Raw genomic sequence first — 14,631 nt, 5'->3', positions numbered from 1 at the left:
GCGGACCTCGATGTCGGTCCTGATAATCGTCGGGGGTAGTTTAACTTCCCCCCGCCTCTAGGGCACCGTATCCATGGCGAGCGAGGCCAGCGGGAGCGACCTCGGCGACCGGATCGAGGCCCTCCAGCGGCGGCTCTCCCGGACGTGGGAGCTGCTTCAGGGGTCGACGCTCGACGTCCGGCCGTTTCGCCCGGGCGAGGACGGCCCGCTCGCGTCGTTCGTCGTTCCGGAAGACGAGACCGAAGTCGACCGGTACTGGGTGAACGCGCCGTACGCGTACGTCGTGATCACCTACGACGACGCCGAGAGCGAACACCGCTACTACGCGGTCGAGCCCGAGCTCGACGCGTTCGAGCGCGAGCTCCTCGACCGCGTCGTCGACGACATCCGCGATCCGCTCCTCTACCGCGAGGGGAGCGGCAAGACCGACGAGGAGACGCTCAGGACCGAACTCGAGACGCTGCTGGAGGGGTACGGCGTCGAGGCCGAGATGGACACGTTCCACGCGCTGGTGTACTACCTCTACCGCGACTTCCGCGGCTTCGGGAAGGTCGACCCCCTGCTGAACGACCGCCACATCGAGGATGTCTCCTGTGACGGCTACGACCTCCCGATCTTCGTCTACCACGACGAGTACACCGACATCGAGACGAACGTCTCCTTCGGACAGGAGGCGCTCGACAGCTACGTGATCCGGCTCGCGCAGCAGTCCGGCCGCCACGTCTCGGTCGGCGACCCCATCGTCGAGACGACGCTCCCCGACGGCTCACGCGCGGAGCTGGCGCTCGGCGAGGAGGTGACCCCGCGCGGCTCGGCGTTCACGATCCGCCAGTACGCCGAGGACCCGTTCACCCCCGTCGACCTCGTGGAGTACGGCACGTTCTCCGTCGAGCAGATGGCGTACTTCTGGCTCTGTATCGAGCACAACAAGAGCCTCATCTTCGCGGGCGGCACCGCGTCCGGGAAGACCACCTCGATGAACGCGGTGTCGATGTTCGTCCCGCCGCGGGCGAAGGTGCTCACCATCGAGGACACCCGCGAGCTCTCGCTGTACCACGACAACTGGCTCTCGGCGGTCACCCGCGAGCGCCGGTACGAGGGGACCGACATCGACATGTACGACCTTCTGCGGTCGGCGCTGCGCCACCGCCCCGAGTACATCGTCGTCGGCGAGGTGCGCGGCGAGGAGGCGATCACGCTCTTCCAGGCGATGAACACCGGTCACACCACGTTCTCGACGATGCACGCCGACTCGATCGAGACCGTGATCAACCGGCTGGAGAACGAGCCGATCAACGTGCCGCGCGCGATGGTTCAGTCGCTCGACATGCTGTCGGTCCAGACGCTCACCCGCGCCGACGACGAGCGCGTCCGCCGCGCGAAGACGATCGGCGAGATCGGCGGTATCGACCAGCGCACCGGGGAGCTCGACTACTCCTCGGCGTTCGAGTGGCGGCCGGACTCCGACACGTTCCGGCGCAACGACTCGTCGCTGCTGGAGGAGATCGCCGACGACCGCGGCTGGTCCCGGTCGGAGCTGCTCCGCGAGGTCCGGCGCCGCGAGCGATTCCTCGAACTCCTCTCCGCGCTCGGCATCGACGACTACCGCACGTTCACCGCCCTCGTCAACGAGTACTACGCCGACGCCGACCGCGTGATGGAGAAGCTCGATGAGCGCGCCGCCGCGGCCGACGGCGTCGACCCCGACGAGTTCGCGGCCGAAGACGCCTCGCCGGGCGGCGGCACCGACCGCGGCCCCGACGCCTCCGACGGCGACGGCGCGCGCGCCGGAGACGCGGGATCCGACGCCACGGACCGATGATCGAGTACCTCCCCCTCGTCGCCGCGGTCGCGGTCTGTCTCGCGCTCGCGCTGCCGCTCGTCGACGACCGGGCCGACCTGTTCGTCACCCGCGTCGCCCTGTCGGCGTTCGGCGACTACGTCGGCGAGAACGAGGCGCGGCGGCAGGCTCAGCGCGACCGGATGCGCGCGGCCCACGTCGCCGGCACGACGCACCGCGTGTACGCCTCCCGGACCCTGTTGTACGCCGCGGTCCTCGGGGTCGCCGGCAGCGTCATCGGCGTGTACGCGGCCGGCGCGCTGCTCGCCGCGCTTGACGTCGGCGAGGCCGCGATCCGCGCGGCGCTCCCGGGGTCGGTCGAGTTCGTCGCGGTCGTCGCGCGGCTCGCCGACCTCGGGCTCGGTCGGCTGTTCGTCCTGCTCGCGGTCGTCTCCGCGACGGTTGGCTCCGGCCTCGCGCTCGGCGCCTACCTCGCTCGGTGGCAGTTGCTCGACCAGCGCGCCGCCGCGCGGGCGGCGGAGATCGACGCCACGCTGCCGCGGACGGTCGCGTTCATGTACGCGCTCTCGCGCTCCGGGATGGCGTTTCCCCGGGTGATGGACACGCTCGCGGAGAACGAGGAGGTGTACGGCGAGGCCGCCGCCGAGCTGTCGGTCGCGGTCCGCGACATGAACGCCTTCGGAACCGACGCGCTCACCGCGCTCCAGCGCATCTCCCGGCGGACGCCGAGCGACGACCTGGCCGACTTCTCGGAGAACCTCGCGTCCGTCCTCGGCACCGGGCAGTCGGTGTCGGAGTTCCTCAACGACCAGTACGAGCGCTATCAGGCGGAGGCGGAGGCGAAACAGGAGCAGTACCTCGAACTGCTCTCGACGTTCGCCGAGGCGTACGTGACGGCGCTGGTCGCGGGCCCGCTGTTTTTCATCACCATCCTCGTCGTCATCGGGCTCGTCTTACAGGACACCCTCCCGCTCCTCCGCGTCGTCGTCTACCTCGGCGTGCCGCTCGCCACCTTCGGCTTCGTCGTCTACGTCGACAGCGTGACGCAGGGCGTCGGCGGCACCGAGACCGTCGCGGAGTCGTCGCTCGCGGACCCGGACACCCCCTCGGTCACGGGCGTGCGCCACGCCACGGACGAGCCCGGCGACCGGGGCGACTCGCCGCGGTTCGACGGGGGAGCGGCCGCCGAGAGCGGCGCGGGCGGTTCCGGGGCGGACGGCGCCGGCGCGGGCGGTACCGGAGCGGACCGCTGGGCGGCGAGCCGGGAGCGGCTCCGCGTGTACGACCGCCTCCGGAGCGTGCGGCGGCTGGTCGCGTCGCCGGTCGAGACGGTGCTCGCCTCGCCGCGAACGGTGCTCCTCGCCGTCGTCCCGGCCGCGGTCGTCGGGCTGCTCGTCTTCGCGTTCCCGGTCACGCTCGGGACGCCCATGGAGATGATCGACCAAGTCGACGGCCCGCTCGTCGTCGCGACCGCCCTCGTCCTCGCGGCGTACGCGGTCGCCTACGAGTTCGGCAAGCGCCGCGTCCGCCGCGTCGAGTCCGCGGTGCCGGACTTCCTCGACCGGCTCGCCAGCGTCAACGAGGCGGGCACCGACGTGGTCGGCAGCGTCCGCCGCGTCGCCGACTCGAACCTGGAAGCCCTGACGGAGGACCTCCGCCGGACGCGCCGAGACATCGACTGGGGGGCGGACGTCTCCACGGCGCTGCGCCGGCTGGAGCGACGGGTCCGGTCGCCGATGACCTCCCGGGCGGTCGCGCTCGTCACCAACGCGATTCAGGCGAGCGGGGACGTGGGTCCCGTCCTCCGGATCGCGGCCGACGAATCGCGCGCGACGTGGGCGCTCCGGCGCGAACGCCGACAAGTGATGTTAACGTATCTCATCGTCATCTACATCTCCTTCCTCGTCTTCCTCGGGATCATCGCGGCGCTGTCGGTGTCGTTCATCCCGGCCATCGAGGCGGCGGGCGTCCCGGGGACGGGCGGCGGACTCCCCGACACCGGGAGCGGGGTCTCCGGCGGACCCGGCGGGATCACGGACGGGATCGGCGACATCGACGTGGCGGTCTACGAGCAGCTGTTCTTCCACGCCGCGTCGATCCAGGCGGTCTGCTCCGGGCTCGTCGCCGGACAGCTCGGAGAGGGGTCGGTCCGCGACGGCGTGAAACACGTCGTGGTGTTGCTCGCGCTCACGCTCGTCGCGTTCGCCGCGATCGGGGCGGTGTGAGGCGTCCGGTCGACATATCCCCGTCGCGGCCGAGAAGCCGGTATGGACCCGCAGCCGACCGGCGATCCGCAGTCGACGTACGACCGCATCGCGACCCACTTCTCGAAGACGCGACAGTACGCGTGGCCCGAGGTGGAGTCGTTCTTAGAGGGTCGGTCGGGGGGGCTCGCGCTCGACGTCGGCTGCGGCAACGGCCGCCACACGGAGGCGCTCGCGGCGCGCACCGAGACCGCGGTCGGCCTCGACCTCAGCCGCGGGCTGCTCGCCGAGGCGACGGCCCGCGCCCGCGACCGGGGGTTCGCCGACGCGACCGCGTTCGTCCACGGCGACGCGACGGCGCTCCCGGTCCGCGACGGCGCGGTCGACCTCGCCGTCTACGTCGCCACGCTCCACCACCTCTCGCCGCGGAGCGCCCGCGTCGAGAGCCTGAACGAGCTGGCGCGCGTCCTCGCGCCCGGCGGCGTCGCGCTCGTCAGCGCGTGGAGCACGGCCCACGACCGGTTCGACCGCGACGAGGGGTTCGACACGACCGTCGACTGGACGCTGCCGGGCGGCGAGACGGTGCCTCGGTACTATCACATCTACTCGCCCGCGGAGTTCGAGACGGATCTCGGCGAGAGCGCTCTCGAAACGCGTCGAACGGAGCTATCCAGCGGGAACTGTTACGCGGAAGTCGAGCCGGAACGCCCCTGATTATCACAGACAATATCGACGGGGGTGGATTAAAGGGTCCCTGCCGACCGCCTGCTGGTAATGGCCGACACCTTCCTCGAACGGGTCCTGCGTCGGGTCGCGCCCGACGCGGTGGCCCGGAGTTACCTCGCGAAGTTCCTCGTCGCCCTCGTCGTCGTCGTCCTCGCGATCGGCGCCGTCGGGGCCGTCACGTACGCGGAGACGACCGAGCAGCTCGAGTCGAGCGCCCAGAGCGACTACACGGCCGTCGCGGAGCTGAGCGCCACCGAAGCCGGCAGCTGGACCGCCGACCGGCGCGGGACCGTCGCGGAGGCCGCTGACAACGACATCTACAGCGAGGACTCGGCCGCCGTCGCGGCGTATCTCTCCTCGCATCTGTCTCGGGCGAGCGACGGCGTGCTTGCGTTCCACTACATCGACCCCGAGGACGGCGCGGTACTCGCGTCGACCGACGAGGCGGGCGGGAACGGTGACCGAGCGGAGACGCTCACGAGCCAGCAGTGGTTCGACGACGGGCTCCTACTCGGCGACACCGTCACCACGACGGCGACGTACGAGGTCGACGGCGAGCGCCGGGTCGCCTACGTGGCCGGGACGCCGAAACGAAAATACGTGGTCATGGAGGTCTCGCTCGGCTCGCTCGTCGGCGACTTCCGGCAACCGACGGACGGCACGTTCACCTCGATCGTCGAGACCGACGGCGAGATCGGCGCGAGCGATCGCGACGGCGTCGCGGGCGAGCGGTACGACGAACCGGTCCGGTCGCAGCTCTTCGACCGACAGAACCCGATCGGGTCCGTCCCGTCGGCGACGCTCGAACTCGCCGACGGCGAGCGGTACTTCGTCGCCTACGCCCCGGTTCCAACCGAGGCCTGGTACGTCGCGGTCCACGTCCCCCTCTCAGAGGCGTACGCGCTCTCGGGGATGATCGGGCGGAACCTGCTCCTCATCGTCGGCGTCGCGGTCGTCGGGCTCGGGCTCATCGGCGTGACGCTCGGCCGGGGGACCGTCGTCGAGCTGAACCAGCTCCGGGCCCGGGCGTCGGCGCTGGCCGACGGCGACCTCGACGTCGACTTCGACACGGCGCGGCGCGACGAGTTCGGCGACCTCGCCGGGGCGTTCGCGACCATGCGGGACTCCCTGCGCGAGCAGATCGAGTCGGCGGAGACGCAGCGCGAGCGCGCCGAGGCGGCGAAGGCGGAGAGCGAGGCGTTCGCCGACCGCCTGGAGTCGCGGGCGGGCGACTTCGGCGAGACATTGGCCTCCTGCGCCGACGGCGACCTCACGGCTCGGCTCGACGCAGAGCCGGACGACCCCGAGGCGCTCCGCGCGATCGCCGCGGAGTTCAACGACGCGATGGACGAGCTGGAGGCCGCGATCGCGGAGGTCGACGCGTTCGCGGTCGAAGTGGCCGACCGGAGCGACGCGGTCACCGACGGCACCGACGAGGCCGCCGCCGCCGGCCGGGAGACGAGCGACGCGGTCGACGAGATATCGGCCGGGGCGGAGCGGCAGAGCCGTCAGCTGGCCGAGGTCGCCGGCGAGATGGAGGACATGTCGGCGACCGTCGAGGAGGTCGCCGCCTCCGCGGACGAGGTCGCGACCACCTCCCGGCAGGCCGACGCGCTCACCGAGGAGGGGCGCGAGGCGGCCGCCGACGCCGTCGACGAGCTCCACGCGATCGAGTCCCGCTCGGAGTCCGCCGCGGAGACGGTCGAGCGGCTCGAGGCCGAGATGGCGGAGGTCGACGCGATCGTCGAGACGATCTCGGAGATCGCCGACCAGACGAACCTGCTCGCGCTCAACGCCTCGATCGAGGCCGCCCGCGCGGGCGAGGCCGGCTCCGGCTTCGCGGTCGTGGCCGAGGAGGTCAAGTCGCTCGCCGAGGAGACCCAGGCGTCCGCCGCGGAGGTGGAGTCGCTGATCGAGAGCCTCCGCGAGCGTACCGACGAGAGCGTCGACGAGATGGCCGCGATCCGCGAGGGCGTCGACGACGGGGTCGACGTCGTGGAAGACGCGGAGGACGCGCTCGCCGAGGTCGCCGACCGCGTGAGCGAGGCCGACAACGGCGTTCAGGAGATCTCCGGCGCGATGGACGCGCAGGCGCAGTCGGTCAACGAGGTGACCGGCGCGGTCGACGACCTTGCGGGCGTGAGCGAACAGACCACCGCCGAGGCGACCACCGTCGCCTCTGCCGCCGAGGAGCAGGCCGCCACGCTCGGCGAGGTGTCCGAACAGGCGCACGACCTCCACGAGCGCGCCAGCGACCTGCGGGAGATGACAGAGGGCTTCGAGGTCGACGCCGAGGCCGGGGACGACGTTGTCGGGGGCGCGGACGGCGATTCGGTCGGCGAACCCGCCGCCGGCAGATCGGGTGAGACGGGCGAGACGGCGTTCACGTTCGGCGCGGACGAGGAGCCGTCCGACGCCGCCCCCGCCAGCACCGACGGCGGCACCGCTCACGGAACTGGAGAGCTAGGCGAGCCGCACGCCGACGACTCGGCGTAGCCGGAGACGGCTCTCAGCGAACGTTAGAACGAAGGAAAGTGGTCGTCGTCGCCCGCGGCGACGAGCACTACCGGTGATGTCGCGGCCGGGTGCCTCGCTTCTCAGTCAGCCATCGTCTCGTGGCTGACGCCTCGGTCCTCGGGGAGCGGCGCCACGAACCGGTAGGCCGCGTACAGCCCGAGCACCACGAGGCCGGCCAGCACGAAGCCGGTCCGGATCTCCGGGCTGATCAGCGGCATCGCGGTCACCTCGCCCGCCTCGTTCGTTATCGGGGCCGGGGCGAACGGTTTGCCGGTGAACGTCTCGACTAGTCCGAGGACCACGATGCCGAACAGCATCAGTCCCGCGCTCAACGCCCGTGCCGCCTTGTCAATGGTGTCTGTCATAGTGAATCACCTCTTAACCGAGCAGGTACCGCAGCTTGGGGTTCTGCTTGACGAGCGCCGTCTGTTCGAGGAGCGCGTCGAGCCCGTAGTACCGACCGGCCGCGAGCACGATCACGGTCATGAACAGGAACAGGCCCATCAGGTCGCTGTTGACGACGCCGTGACCGAAGCCGGCGTTCCCGACCCAGAACAGGACCATGAAGATGACCCCGCCGAACGCGGCCAACCGGGTGAACGCCCCCGCGATCAGCGCGAGGCCGATGAGCGTCTCGAACAGCGGCACGCCGGGCTCGATGAGCCACGCGAGGTTGTTCCCCATCCAGACGGGGATGCCGCCCAGCGCGGTGCCGGTCATGCCCTTCATGTACGACGGCCCGTAGGTGAACGCGAACCCGTTCTCGATGATCTTGGTGACCCCGGCGTGGAAGAACCACCACCCGGTCACGACGCGCAGGAACGCGATCCAGTAGGTCGCCCACGGTCCCTCTAGGGCGAACTCGACCTCGCCGACCAGCGGATTGCTCGATTGGTATGACATCGGTGTCACCTCACGGATGTACGTTGGGTGGGTACACACATATGTACCGTACAGGGTTCTAAGCGGCTGAAAAGCGTTCTAGAGCGCTGGGACACGTCCGCAGTATCGTGGCTCTTTAAGTATACATACCCGGATCGGCGCCGGGAATCGCGTTCGAGCCCCGTCAGAACACGGAACGCTTATGAAAGTCGTTCCGCCTACGTGTAGATGCGTCATCGACCGACGCGAGCGCCGGTGGTCTAGTGGTAGGACCTGAGCCTTCCAAGCTCATGGCCCGGGTTCAAATCCCGGCCGGCGCATTTCTCGAACGAAGTGAGAGAAATCGCCGCCGGGTTTGAACCCTATCAGTCGCGCGCAGCGAACGGAGTGAGCGAGCACGTCCGATTTCGGTTCAAATCCCGGCCGGCGCACTCCCTTCGGTCGTGCGCCGGCCGTACCCCCGCTCGCTCGCGGGAGTCCCGGCCGGCGCATTTTCTGAATCACTTCGTCGCTTAACGGTCGATTCGTTCCGCTCAGCGACCCCCCGAACGAGGTAAGAGAACGCTGTAAAGGATTTATACTGCGAGGACGAGGCCCGAGTGTGGTCGGACTCGCACGGGGGACCGTCGAAGTCGTGCCGTATCGGGAGTCGTGGAGCGACGCGTACGACACGGAGGTGGCTCGGTTACGGAGCGCAGTCGGTGATCGCGTCCGTCAGTTCGAACACATCGGCAGTACCGCGGTCGAGGGGATGCCAGCCAAGCCGATACTCGACGTGCTCGCCGTAGTCGACGAATCGACGACCGCGAGCGACCTCGTCCCAGCGCTCGAAACGCACGGCTACGAACGACGCCCCGATGAGGTGGACGGGCGGGTGTTCCTCGCGAAGGGACCGCCAGAGAATCGTACGTGCTATCTGTCGATCGCCGAAGTCGGAAGCGCGTTCCACCACGAGAAGATCGCGTTCAGGGACGCGCTTCGGAGCGATCCGGAACTCGCCGAGCGGTACGCCTCGTTGAAACGACGGCTCGCGGCACGGTATCCCGAGAACCGACAGCGGTACACCGCCGAGAAGGGCGCGTTCGTGCGAGCCGTCCTCGATCGACGGGACTGACGCGGTCCGCGGTCGAGGTGCCGTCGGCGAGAGACGGGTTAGCGCCGCGTCACCGTCGACGGCCCCTGCCTTGGGGCCGGGGCCGGGAATCAGAGAGGTCGCCGTGTCGACGCGGGCCCGTTCTTGCCGTCGTCCGAGACGGGTCGCGTCGAGCGGACGGAGTCGCGACCTCGCGGCGCCTCAGTCGTCGTCTGCCGCGGGCTGCTCCGCGCCGGCCTCGGCGGTCGCCTCGTCTCGCGGCCCGCCCGCGTGCCCCTCGTGGGCGACGGCGGTCGCCATGAGGTGCGGCGGGATGGCGGGCACCTCGTCCTCGTCGACCGGACCGTCCTGCGCGATATCCTCCGTCGACCGCGGGAACTCGCGGAGCTCCTTGTGGACCGCGATACCGGCCTTCGCCCCCTGCCCCATCGCGACGGGCACTTGATTGTGGCCGGGCGTGATGTCGCCCACCGCGAAGACGCCGTCCTCGCTGGTGCGGCCGTGGTCGTCGACGTCGATCTCGCCGCCGTCGGTCAGGTCGCAGCCGAGCGCCTCGGCGAGCGCGGTGTTGTAGTCGGAGCCGTACATCGGGAACCCGCCCCGGTACTCGCGGCGGGTGCCGTCCTCGAACTCCATCGCTTCGAGCCAGCCGGAGTCGGGATCGTTCTCGACGCCCGAGATGTCGTCGTGAACGACCTCGACCGGGTGCGCCTCCAGCTGCGTCGCGGTCTCATCGCTCCACGTCGGCTCCGCGCCGCGCGTCAGGAGGTCCACGTCGTCGGTCATGTTCAGCATGATCATCGCGACGTGCGCGGCGGCCTCGCCGTGACCCATCACGTACACCGGCTCGTCGACGAACATGTAGGCGTCACAGTGGAGACACCAGTGGAGCCCCTTCGCGTTCCGCGGGAGCGGCGGCTCCGGGCGCTCGTCGGAGAAGCCCGTCGCGAGGACGACGCGGTCCGCGAGGATCTCGCTGTCGTTCGTGGACAGGCGGAACCGGTCGTCGTCGGTGCGCTCGACGTCGGTGACGAAGCCGCGCTCGAAGGTGCCGCCGTACGACTGTACCTGCTCGCGCCCGGTGGCGAGCAGCTCGTTCCCGGACACTTCCTCCGTGACGCCGATCACGTTGTGGGTGTCGGCCATCATCGCGGCGCGGCCGCCGCCGCGGTCGATCAGCACCGTCTCGTGCCCCAGGCGGGCACCGTACAGCGCGGTCGTCAGCCCCGCCGGCCCGCCGCCGACCACCGCGATCTCGTACTCGTCGTCGGACGAACTCATTATCCGTGATACGCGCTCCGCCGGTTTAAATGGCGCCGTGGTGTGCGCGCCCCGCGACCAGCCACCGCTGGCGCGACCGTCCCGCGCTACTCGAAGTGCGCGTCCCGCCGCCGCCGCCCGGAGCGACGCCGTCAGACCGCAGGACTCCGAGGCGGGACGAGGGGAAGGCGGTCCGGACGTTTATGAGGTCGTACCGCGTCTGGCCAGTCAGTGCCCTCTCGCCTCGCCATCGCCGTCGGCCTCCTGATCGTCGGGGCGGCCGCCGACGTCGGAACGACGTACGTCGCGCTCACCGGGAGCGAGTACGTCGAGGGGTCGCCGGTCGGCCGCCTGTTCATCTCCCGGTTCGGCCTCCTCGGCGGGATGCTCCTCACGAAGGCCGTCGGGATGGCGGTCATCGGCGTTCCGGTCGCGGTCGCCGGCGGGACGCGGCGGTTCGTCGCGACGCTGATGTGCGGCGGCGTCGGCGCGCTCTCGCTGGCGGTCGCCGCCCGAAACCTCCTGTTCGTCGCCGGACTGTGGCCGTGACTCCGCGATCGTGGGCGGGGTCGCTTCGTTGGGCGGAGTCGCCTCGCTGAGCCCGGTCGCCTCGCTGACCCCGAAGCGAGCCGACCGGCGGGCGCGGCCGCCGCGACCCCAGCCGTTTTGCGTCACCGGCCACAGGCGAACGTATGTCACGACAGTCCGCTCCGGCGCCGTCCCCGCCGGAGACCAGACGCGAGGTCGTCACGGAGACGCTCCACGGGATCGATGTCGACGACCCGTACCGGTGGCTCGAAGGCGACGACGCGGCGGTCAGCGAGTGGGCCGACGCCCAGAACGACCACGTCGACGCCGCGCTCGACGACGCCCTCCGCGACCGCCTCCGCCCGCGCTTCGCGGACCTCGTCGAGGTGGCCGACTACGGTCCGATCAGCGTTCGCGAGGGCCGGTACTTCGCAACGGTCCGCGAGCCCGGCGCGGACCACGCTCGGCTCGTCGTCCGCGACGCGCCGGACGGCACCGACCGCGTCCTCGTCGACCCGAACGCGTGGGCGGCGAACCGCGATGGCGACCGCCCGCCCCGGTCGATGGCGTGGTACGTCCCCTCCCACGACGGCGAGCGTGTCGCGGTCGGCGTCACCGACGGGGGCGACGAGAACTACGACGTGCGCGTCCTGTCGGTCCCCGATCCGAGCGACTCCAGAGTTGAGTCTCCGGAGGCCGAGGGATACGGCCCGGGCGTCGAGGAGATCGCGTCCCTCCCCGAGCGCGGCCGCGTCAACGCCGGGAGCCTCGCGTGGACGGCCGACGACGAGGGGCTCGTCTACGTCGCCACCGGCGGCGCGGCCGACGGCGCGCAGATGGACAAGGAGATCCGCCGGTTCCGGTTCGCGGACGGCCCCGACGCGGAGTCGGTCCTCCTCGAACACGACGACCAGCACGTCTGGCCGCGCGTGACCGTTGACCCGGACTCGGGACTGCTCGCGGTCGCTTTCTCCGAGATGGTGGGCGGCACCGAGTGGTACGTCCGAGTCGACGGCGACCTCCGGCCGGTCCTGACCGACACCGACGCCGAGACCTCCGTCCGGTTCCACGACGGAACGGCGTTCGTCTCGACGGACCACGGCGCACCCCGGCGACGGCTGCTCGCCTGCTCCGTCGACCGCTTCCGCGAGGGGGACCTCTCGTTCGAGGAGTGCCGCGAGGTCCTCCCCGGCGGCGAGGGGATCCTCCAGTCGGTCGTGCCGACCCCGGATCGCCTCCTCGTCCACCGCCAGCGGGACGCCCACTCGCGGCTCTCTGTCCACGACCGCGACGGGACGCACCTCCGAGACGTCTCGCTGCCGTCGTACTGCTCTGTCACGTGGGTCTCCGGGAACCGCGACGCGCCCGAGGCGTTCTTCGGCCTGACCGGCTTCGACCGCCCGCCGGCGGTTCGGAAACTCGACCTCGCCGACGAATCGCCGGGCGAAGGCGACGGGGTCGGCGAGGGCGGCGACGCGCCCGAACTCGCGTCGGCGGAGGTCGACTCGGTGGACCTCCCCGTTCCCGACGACCTCGTCGTCGAACAGCGGTTCGTCGACTCGACGGACGGCGCCGAGGTGCCGGTGTTCGTCTGCTACCGCGAGGAAGTGAACGTTGAGGGTCCCCGTCCGACCGTGCTGTACGGCTACGGCGGATTCCGCAACAGCATCACGCCCTCGTTCGGCCGGTTCCGGCTCCCGTTCCTCGCCGACGGCGGCGCGTTCGCGGCGGTGTGCGCCCGCGGCGGCTACGAGTACGGCGAGCCCTGGCACGAGGCCGGCATGCTGGAAGACAAACAGCACACCTTCGACGACTTCGTCGCGGCGGGCGAGGCGCTCTGCGAGTCGGGGCTCACCGACGCGGACCACCTCGCGGTCGCCGGCGGGTCGAACGGAGGGCTCTCGGTCGGCGCGGTGGTCACCCAGCGCCCGGATCTGTGGGCGGCCGCGCAGTGCGCGGTCCCGCTGCTGGACATGCTCCGGTTCCACCGGTTCCTGCTCGGCGAGTCGTGGACGACGGAGTACGGTCACCCCGAGGACCCGGAGGCGTTCGAGTATCTCAAGGAGTATTCGCCGTACCACAACGTCGATCCCGACGCGACCCACCCGCCCGTCTACTTCACCACGGCCGCGAGCGACACGCGCGTCCACCCCTCGCACGCCCGGAAGATGACCGCGCGGCTCCAGCACGAGGCCGAGGGCGGCCCCTTCCTCCTGCGGACCAAGTCAGAGACGGGCCACGGCGTCGGCAAGCCCGCCTCGATGGTCGTCGACGAGCAGACCGACTCGTGGGCGTTCCTCTACGAGCGGTTGGACGTGAAGGTCGGGAGCGACGATCGCGGCGTGGGCGGGGAGGCCGCCGGCGATCCCGCCGACGGCGCCTGACTCACTCCCCCTCGTAGAGGCGCTCGGCGGTCAGGTCCGGCAAATCGGCCTTGCGGACCGCCTCGGCGACGCTGTCGATGTCGTACTCCACGCGATGCGTCTCGACCGCGTCGGCCCCGTCGGCCGTCGTGTCGAGGACCGCGTAGCCCGCCCGCGGGTCGCCGTCGCGGGGCTGGCCGACGCTGCCCGGGTTACAGACGAAGCCGCCGGCCACCTCGCGGACCCCCTGAACGTGGGTGTGGCCGAGGACGATCCCGTCGTACTCCCCCATGTGCCGGTCGAGGGTCGGGAAGTCGTCCGGGTAGACGTAGGCGTCCTCGCGCTCTGCGGCGGGGTGGGAGTGGGCGAGCAGGTACCGGTCGCCCCCGAACGTCTCCGTGCGCGGGAGATCACCGATCCAGTCGCGCTGGTCGGCCGACAGCGACGCCTTCGCGCGTTCGAGCCCCGCCTCCGCCATCCGGTTGGCGCGGTAGCGCTCGGGGGTCTCGACGGTGCGGTCGTGGTTCCCGCGCACTGTCGCGGCCGCGACATCGCGCACGCGCTCGACGCAGTCGGCGGGCCACGGGTTGTAGCCGACCACGTCGCCCGCGCAGTAGATGCGGTCGACCGTCGGCATGTCGTCGAGGACCGTCTCCAGCGCGGGGAGGTTCGCGTGAACGTCCGAGATGAGACCGATCTTCATCGAGACGTGATTCGAATGGCGGGAGGGAATAGGTTGTGGCGAGAGGGGCCATAAGACGAGTGACCGGGGTGTGAGGTTTCGGGAGGCATTTCAATAGGTAGCCGCGGTGGCGCGTGCCTGCGAGCGGCCGCCGAAGGCGGCTGCGAGGAGCACGCGCGAGGGAGTCGGTGGTCCTCCGCTTCGCTTCGGACCACCGACAGGGCGAGAGCACCGCTCTCGCTTACAACCGGACGTCGTCCGGTGACGAGGCTGGGGAGCCGTGAGGTGCGGTGCGGTCGCGGTCGGATGGGACTCGAAGGGGCAGTCGCGAGGCCGCAGTAGGCGACGTAAGCACCGCAGCGAGCGGAGCGAGCGAGGAGCGCAACGAGCGTACTGCGGCCTCGCGACTGGGGCTTCGGTGGTGTTCTCCACCGATTCGCAAACGACCGTTTGGGTCTGTTGAAATCCTCAGCAGGTTATCTGTTCTTGGATTCGTACTGAATACAGAGCGCGAGTGTCGTACTAAGTTCCTCTCGGATTCGGTCAGGCCGGATCGCTCAGTACAGGGGACGTAG

Annotated in this window: 11 protein-coding genes and 1 tRNA gene; 8 read left to right on the top strand and 4 right to left on the bottom strand. The window is 70.5% G+C overall.

Features of this window, described 5'->3' with window-relative positions; genetic code table 11:
• The first annotated feature begins 73 nt into the window (after positions 1 to 73).
• From EXE52_RS01585 to EXE52_RS01570, 4 genes are read left to right on the top strand one after another with little or no spacing between them, the layout of a single operon-like run.
• Positions 74 to 1,822 carry a type II/IV secretion system ATPase subunit gene (locus tag EXE52_RS01585; RefSeq protein ID WP_089307837.1) on the top strand — a complete coding sequence of 583 codons (1,749 nt, stop codon included), beginning with the start codon at positions 74 to 76 and terminating at the stop codon, positions 1,820 to 1,822.
• Positions 1,819 to 4,026: a type II secretion system F family protein gene (locus EXE52_RS01580; protein ID WP_049932780.1), complete on the top strand. Its 2,208-nt coding sequence runs from the start codon at positions 1,819 to 1,821 to the stop codon at positions 4,024 to 4,026. Before EXE52_RS01585 ends, EXE52_RS01580 begins: the two co-directional genes overlap by 4 nt.
• A 42-nt stretch (positions 4,027 to 4,068) precedes the next feature.
• On the top strand, positions 4,069 to 4,719 hold the full coding sequence (locus tag EXE52_RS01575; protein ID WP_049932778.1) for a class I SAM-dependent methyltransferase: 651 nt from the start codon (positions 4,069 to 4,071) through the stop codon (positions 4,717 to 4,719).
• 60 nt (positions 4,720 to 4,779) lie between these two features.
• Positions 4,780 to 7,227 (top strand): methyl-accepting chemotaxis protein, encoded by a 2,448-nt coding sequence (locus tag EXE52_RS01570; RefSeq protein WP_089307836.1) that lies wholly within the window; start codon positions 4,780 to 4,782, stop codon positions 7,225 to 7,227.
• A 101-nt stretch (positions 7,228 to 7,328) separates the two neighbouring features.
• Here the strand turns inward: EXE52_RS01570 and EXE52_RS01565 are convergent, their stop codons facing one another.
• Together EXE52_RS01565 and EXE52_RS01560 are read right to left on the bottom strand one after the other, a co-directional pair.
• Positions 7,329 to 7,613 carry a hypothetical protein gene (locus EXE52_RS01565; protein WP_049897570.1) on the bottom strand — a complete coding sequence of 95 codons (285 nt, stop codon included), beginning with the start codon at positions 7,611 to 7,613 and terminating at the stop codon, positions 7,329 to 7,331.
• A gap of 13 nt (positions 7,614 to 7,626) precedes the next feature.
• Positions 7,627 to 8,151, bottom strand: a complete 525-nt coding sequence (locus EXE52_RS01560; RefSeq protein ID WP_049932775.1) for a DoxX family protein — start codon at positions 8,149 to 8,151, stop codon at positions 7,627 to 7,629.
• Positions 8,152 to 8,379: 228 nt separating this feature from the next.
• Here EXE52_RS01560 and EXE52_RS01555 point away from each other — a divergent pair.
• Positions 8,380 to 8,450 (top strand) — tRNA-Gly (locus EXE52_RS01555).
• 281 nt (positions 8,451 to 8,731) lie between these two features.
• On the top strand, positions 8,732 to 9,244 hold the full coding sequence (locus EXE52_RS01550) for a GrpB family protein (RefSeq protein ID WP_089307835.1): 513 nt from the start codon (positions 8,732 to 8,734) through the stop codon (positions 9,242 to 9,244).
• A 180-nt stretch (positions 9,245 to 9,424) separates the two neighbouring features.
• Here the strand turns inward: EXE52_RS01550 and EXE52_RS01545 are convergent, their stop codons facing one another.
• Positions 9,425 to 10,504, bottom strand: coding sequence for an NAD(P)/FAD-dependent oxidoreductase (locus tag EXE52_RS01545; RefSeq protein ID WP_049933490.1), 1,080 nt, complete (start codon positions 10,502 to 10,504; stop codon positions 9,425 to 9,427).
• Positions 10,505 to 10,714: 210 nt separating this feature from the next.
• On the opposite strand from EXE52_RS01545, the gene EXE52_RS01540 reads away from it, so the two are divergent.
• Complete coding sequence (locus EXE52_RS01540) at positions 10,715 to 11,032, top strand: hypothetical protein (RefSeq protein ID WP_049933489.1); 318 nt, start codon at positions 10,715 to 10,717, stop codon at positions 11,030 to 11,032.
• A 143-nt stretch (positions 11,033 to 11,175) separates the two neighbouring features.
• The gene (locus EXE52_RS01535) at positions 11,176 to 13,395 is read left to right on the top strand and encodes a prolyl oligopeptidase family protein (protein ID WP_089307834.1); all 2,220 of its coding nucleotides are present in this window, start codon (positions 11,176 to 11,178) and stop codon (positions 13,393 to 13,395) included.
• Between the two features lies 1 nt (position 13,396).
• On the opposite strand, the gene EXE52_RS01530 is transcribed toward EXE52_RS01535, so the two are convergent.
• Positions 13,397 to 14,077 carry a metallophosphoesterase gene (locus tag EXE52_RS01530; RefSeq protein WP_089307833.1) on the bottom strand — a complete coding sequence of 227 codons (681 nt, stop codon included), beginning with the start codon at positions 14,075 to 14,077 and terminating at the stop codon, positions 13,397 to 13,399.
• Between the last annotated feature and the right edge of the window lie 554 nt (positions 14,078 to 14,631).

The sequence above is a fragment of the Halorubrum sp. CGM4_25_10-8A genome (assembly GCF_005435025.1).
Lineage (GTDB): Archaea > Halobacteriota > Halobacteria > Halobacteriales > Haloferacaceae > Halorubrum > Halorubrum ezzemoulense.
This window is presented reverse-complemented; position numbering and strand designations above follow the sequence as displayed.

Coding starts and splice junctions, on each gene's coding strand:
- EXE52_RS01545 (WP_049933490.1), bottom strand. CDS start 10,504: ATGAGTTCGTCCGACGACGAGTACGAGATCGCGGTGGTCGGCGGCGGG.
- EXE52_RS01580 (WP_049932780.1), top strand. CDS start 1,819: ATGATCGAGTACCTCCCCCTCGTCGCCGCGGTCGCGGTCTGTCTCGCG.
- EXE52_RS01570 (WP_089307836.1), top strand. CDS start 4,780: ATGGCCGACACCTTCCTCGAACGGGTCCTGCGTCGGGTCGCGCCCGAC.
- EXE52_RS01560 (WP_049932775.1), bottom strand. CDS start 8,151: ATGTCATACCAATCGAGCAATCCGCTGGTCGGCGAGGTCGAGTTCGCC.
- EXE52_RS01585 (WP_089307837.1), top strand. CDS start 74: ATGGCGAGCGAGGCCAGCGGGAGCGACCTCGGCGACCGGATCGAGGCC.
- EXE52_RS01575 (WP_049932778.1), top strand. CDS start 4,069: ATGGACCCGCAGCCGACCGGCGATCCGCAGTCGACGTACGACCGCATC.
- EXE52_RS01535 (WP_089307834.1), top strand. CDS start 11,176: ATGTCACGACAGTCCGCTCCGGCGCCGTCCCCGCCGGAGACCAGACGC.
- EXE52_RS01565 (WP_049897570.1), bottom strand. CDS start 7,613: ATGACAGACACCATTGACAAGGCGGCACGGGCGTTGAGCGCGGGACTG.
- EXE52_RS01530 (WP_089307833.1), bottom strand. CDS start 14,077: ATGAAGATCGGTCTCATCTCGGACGTTCACGCGAACCTCCCCGCGCTG.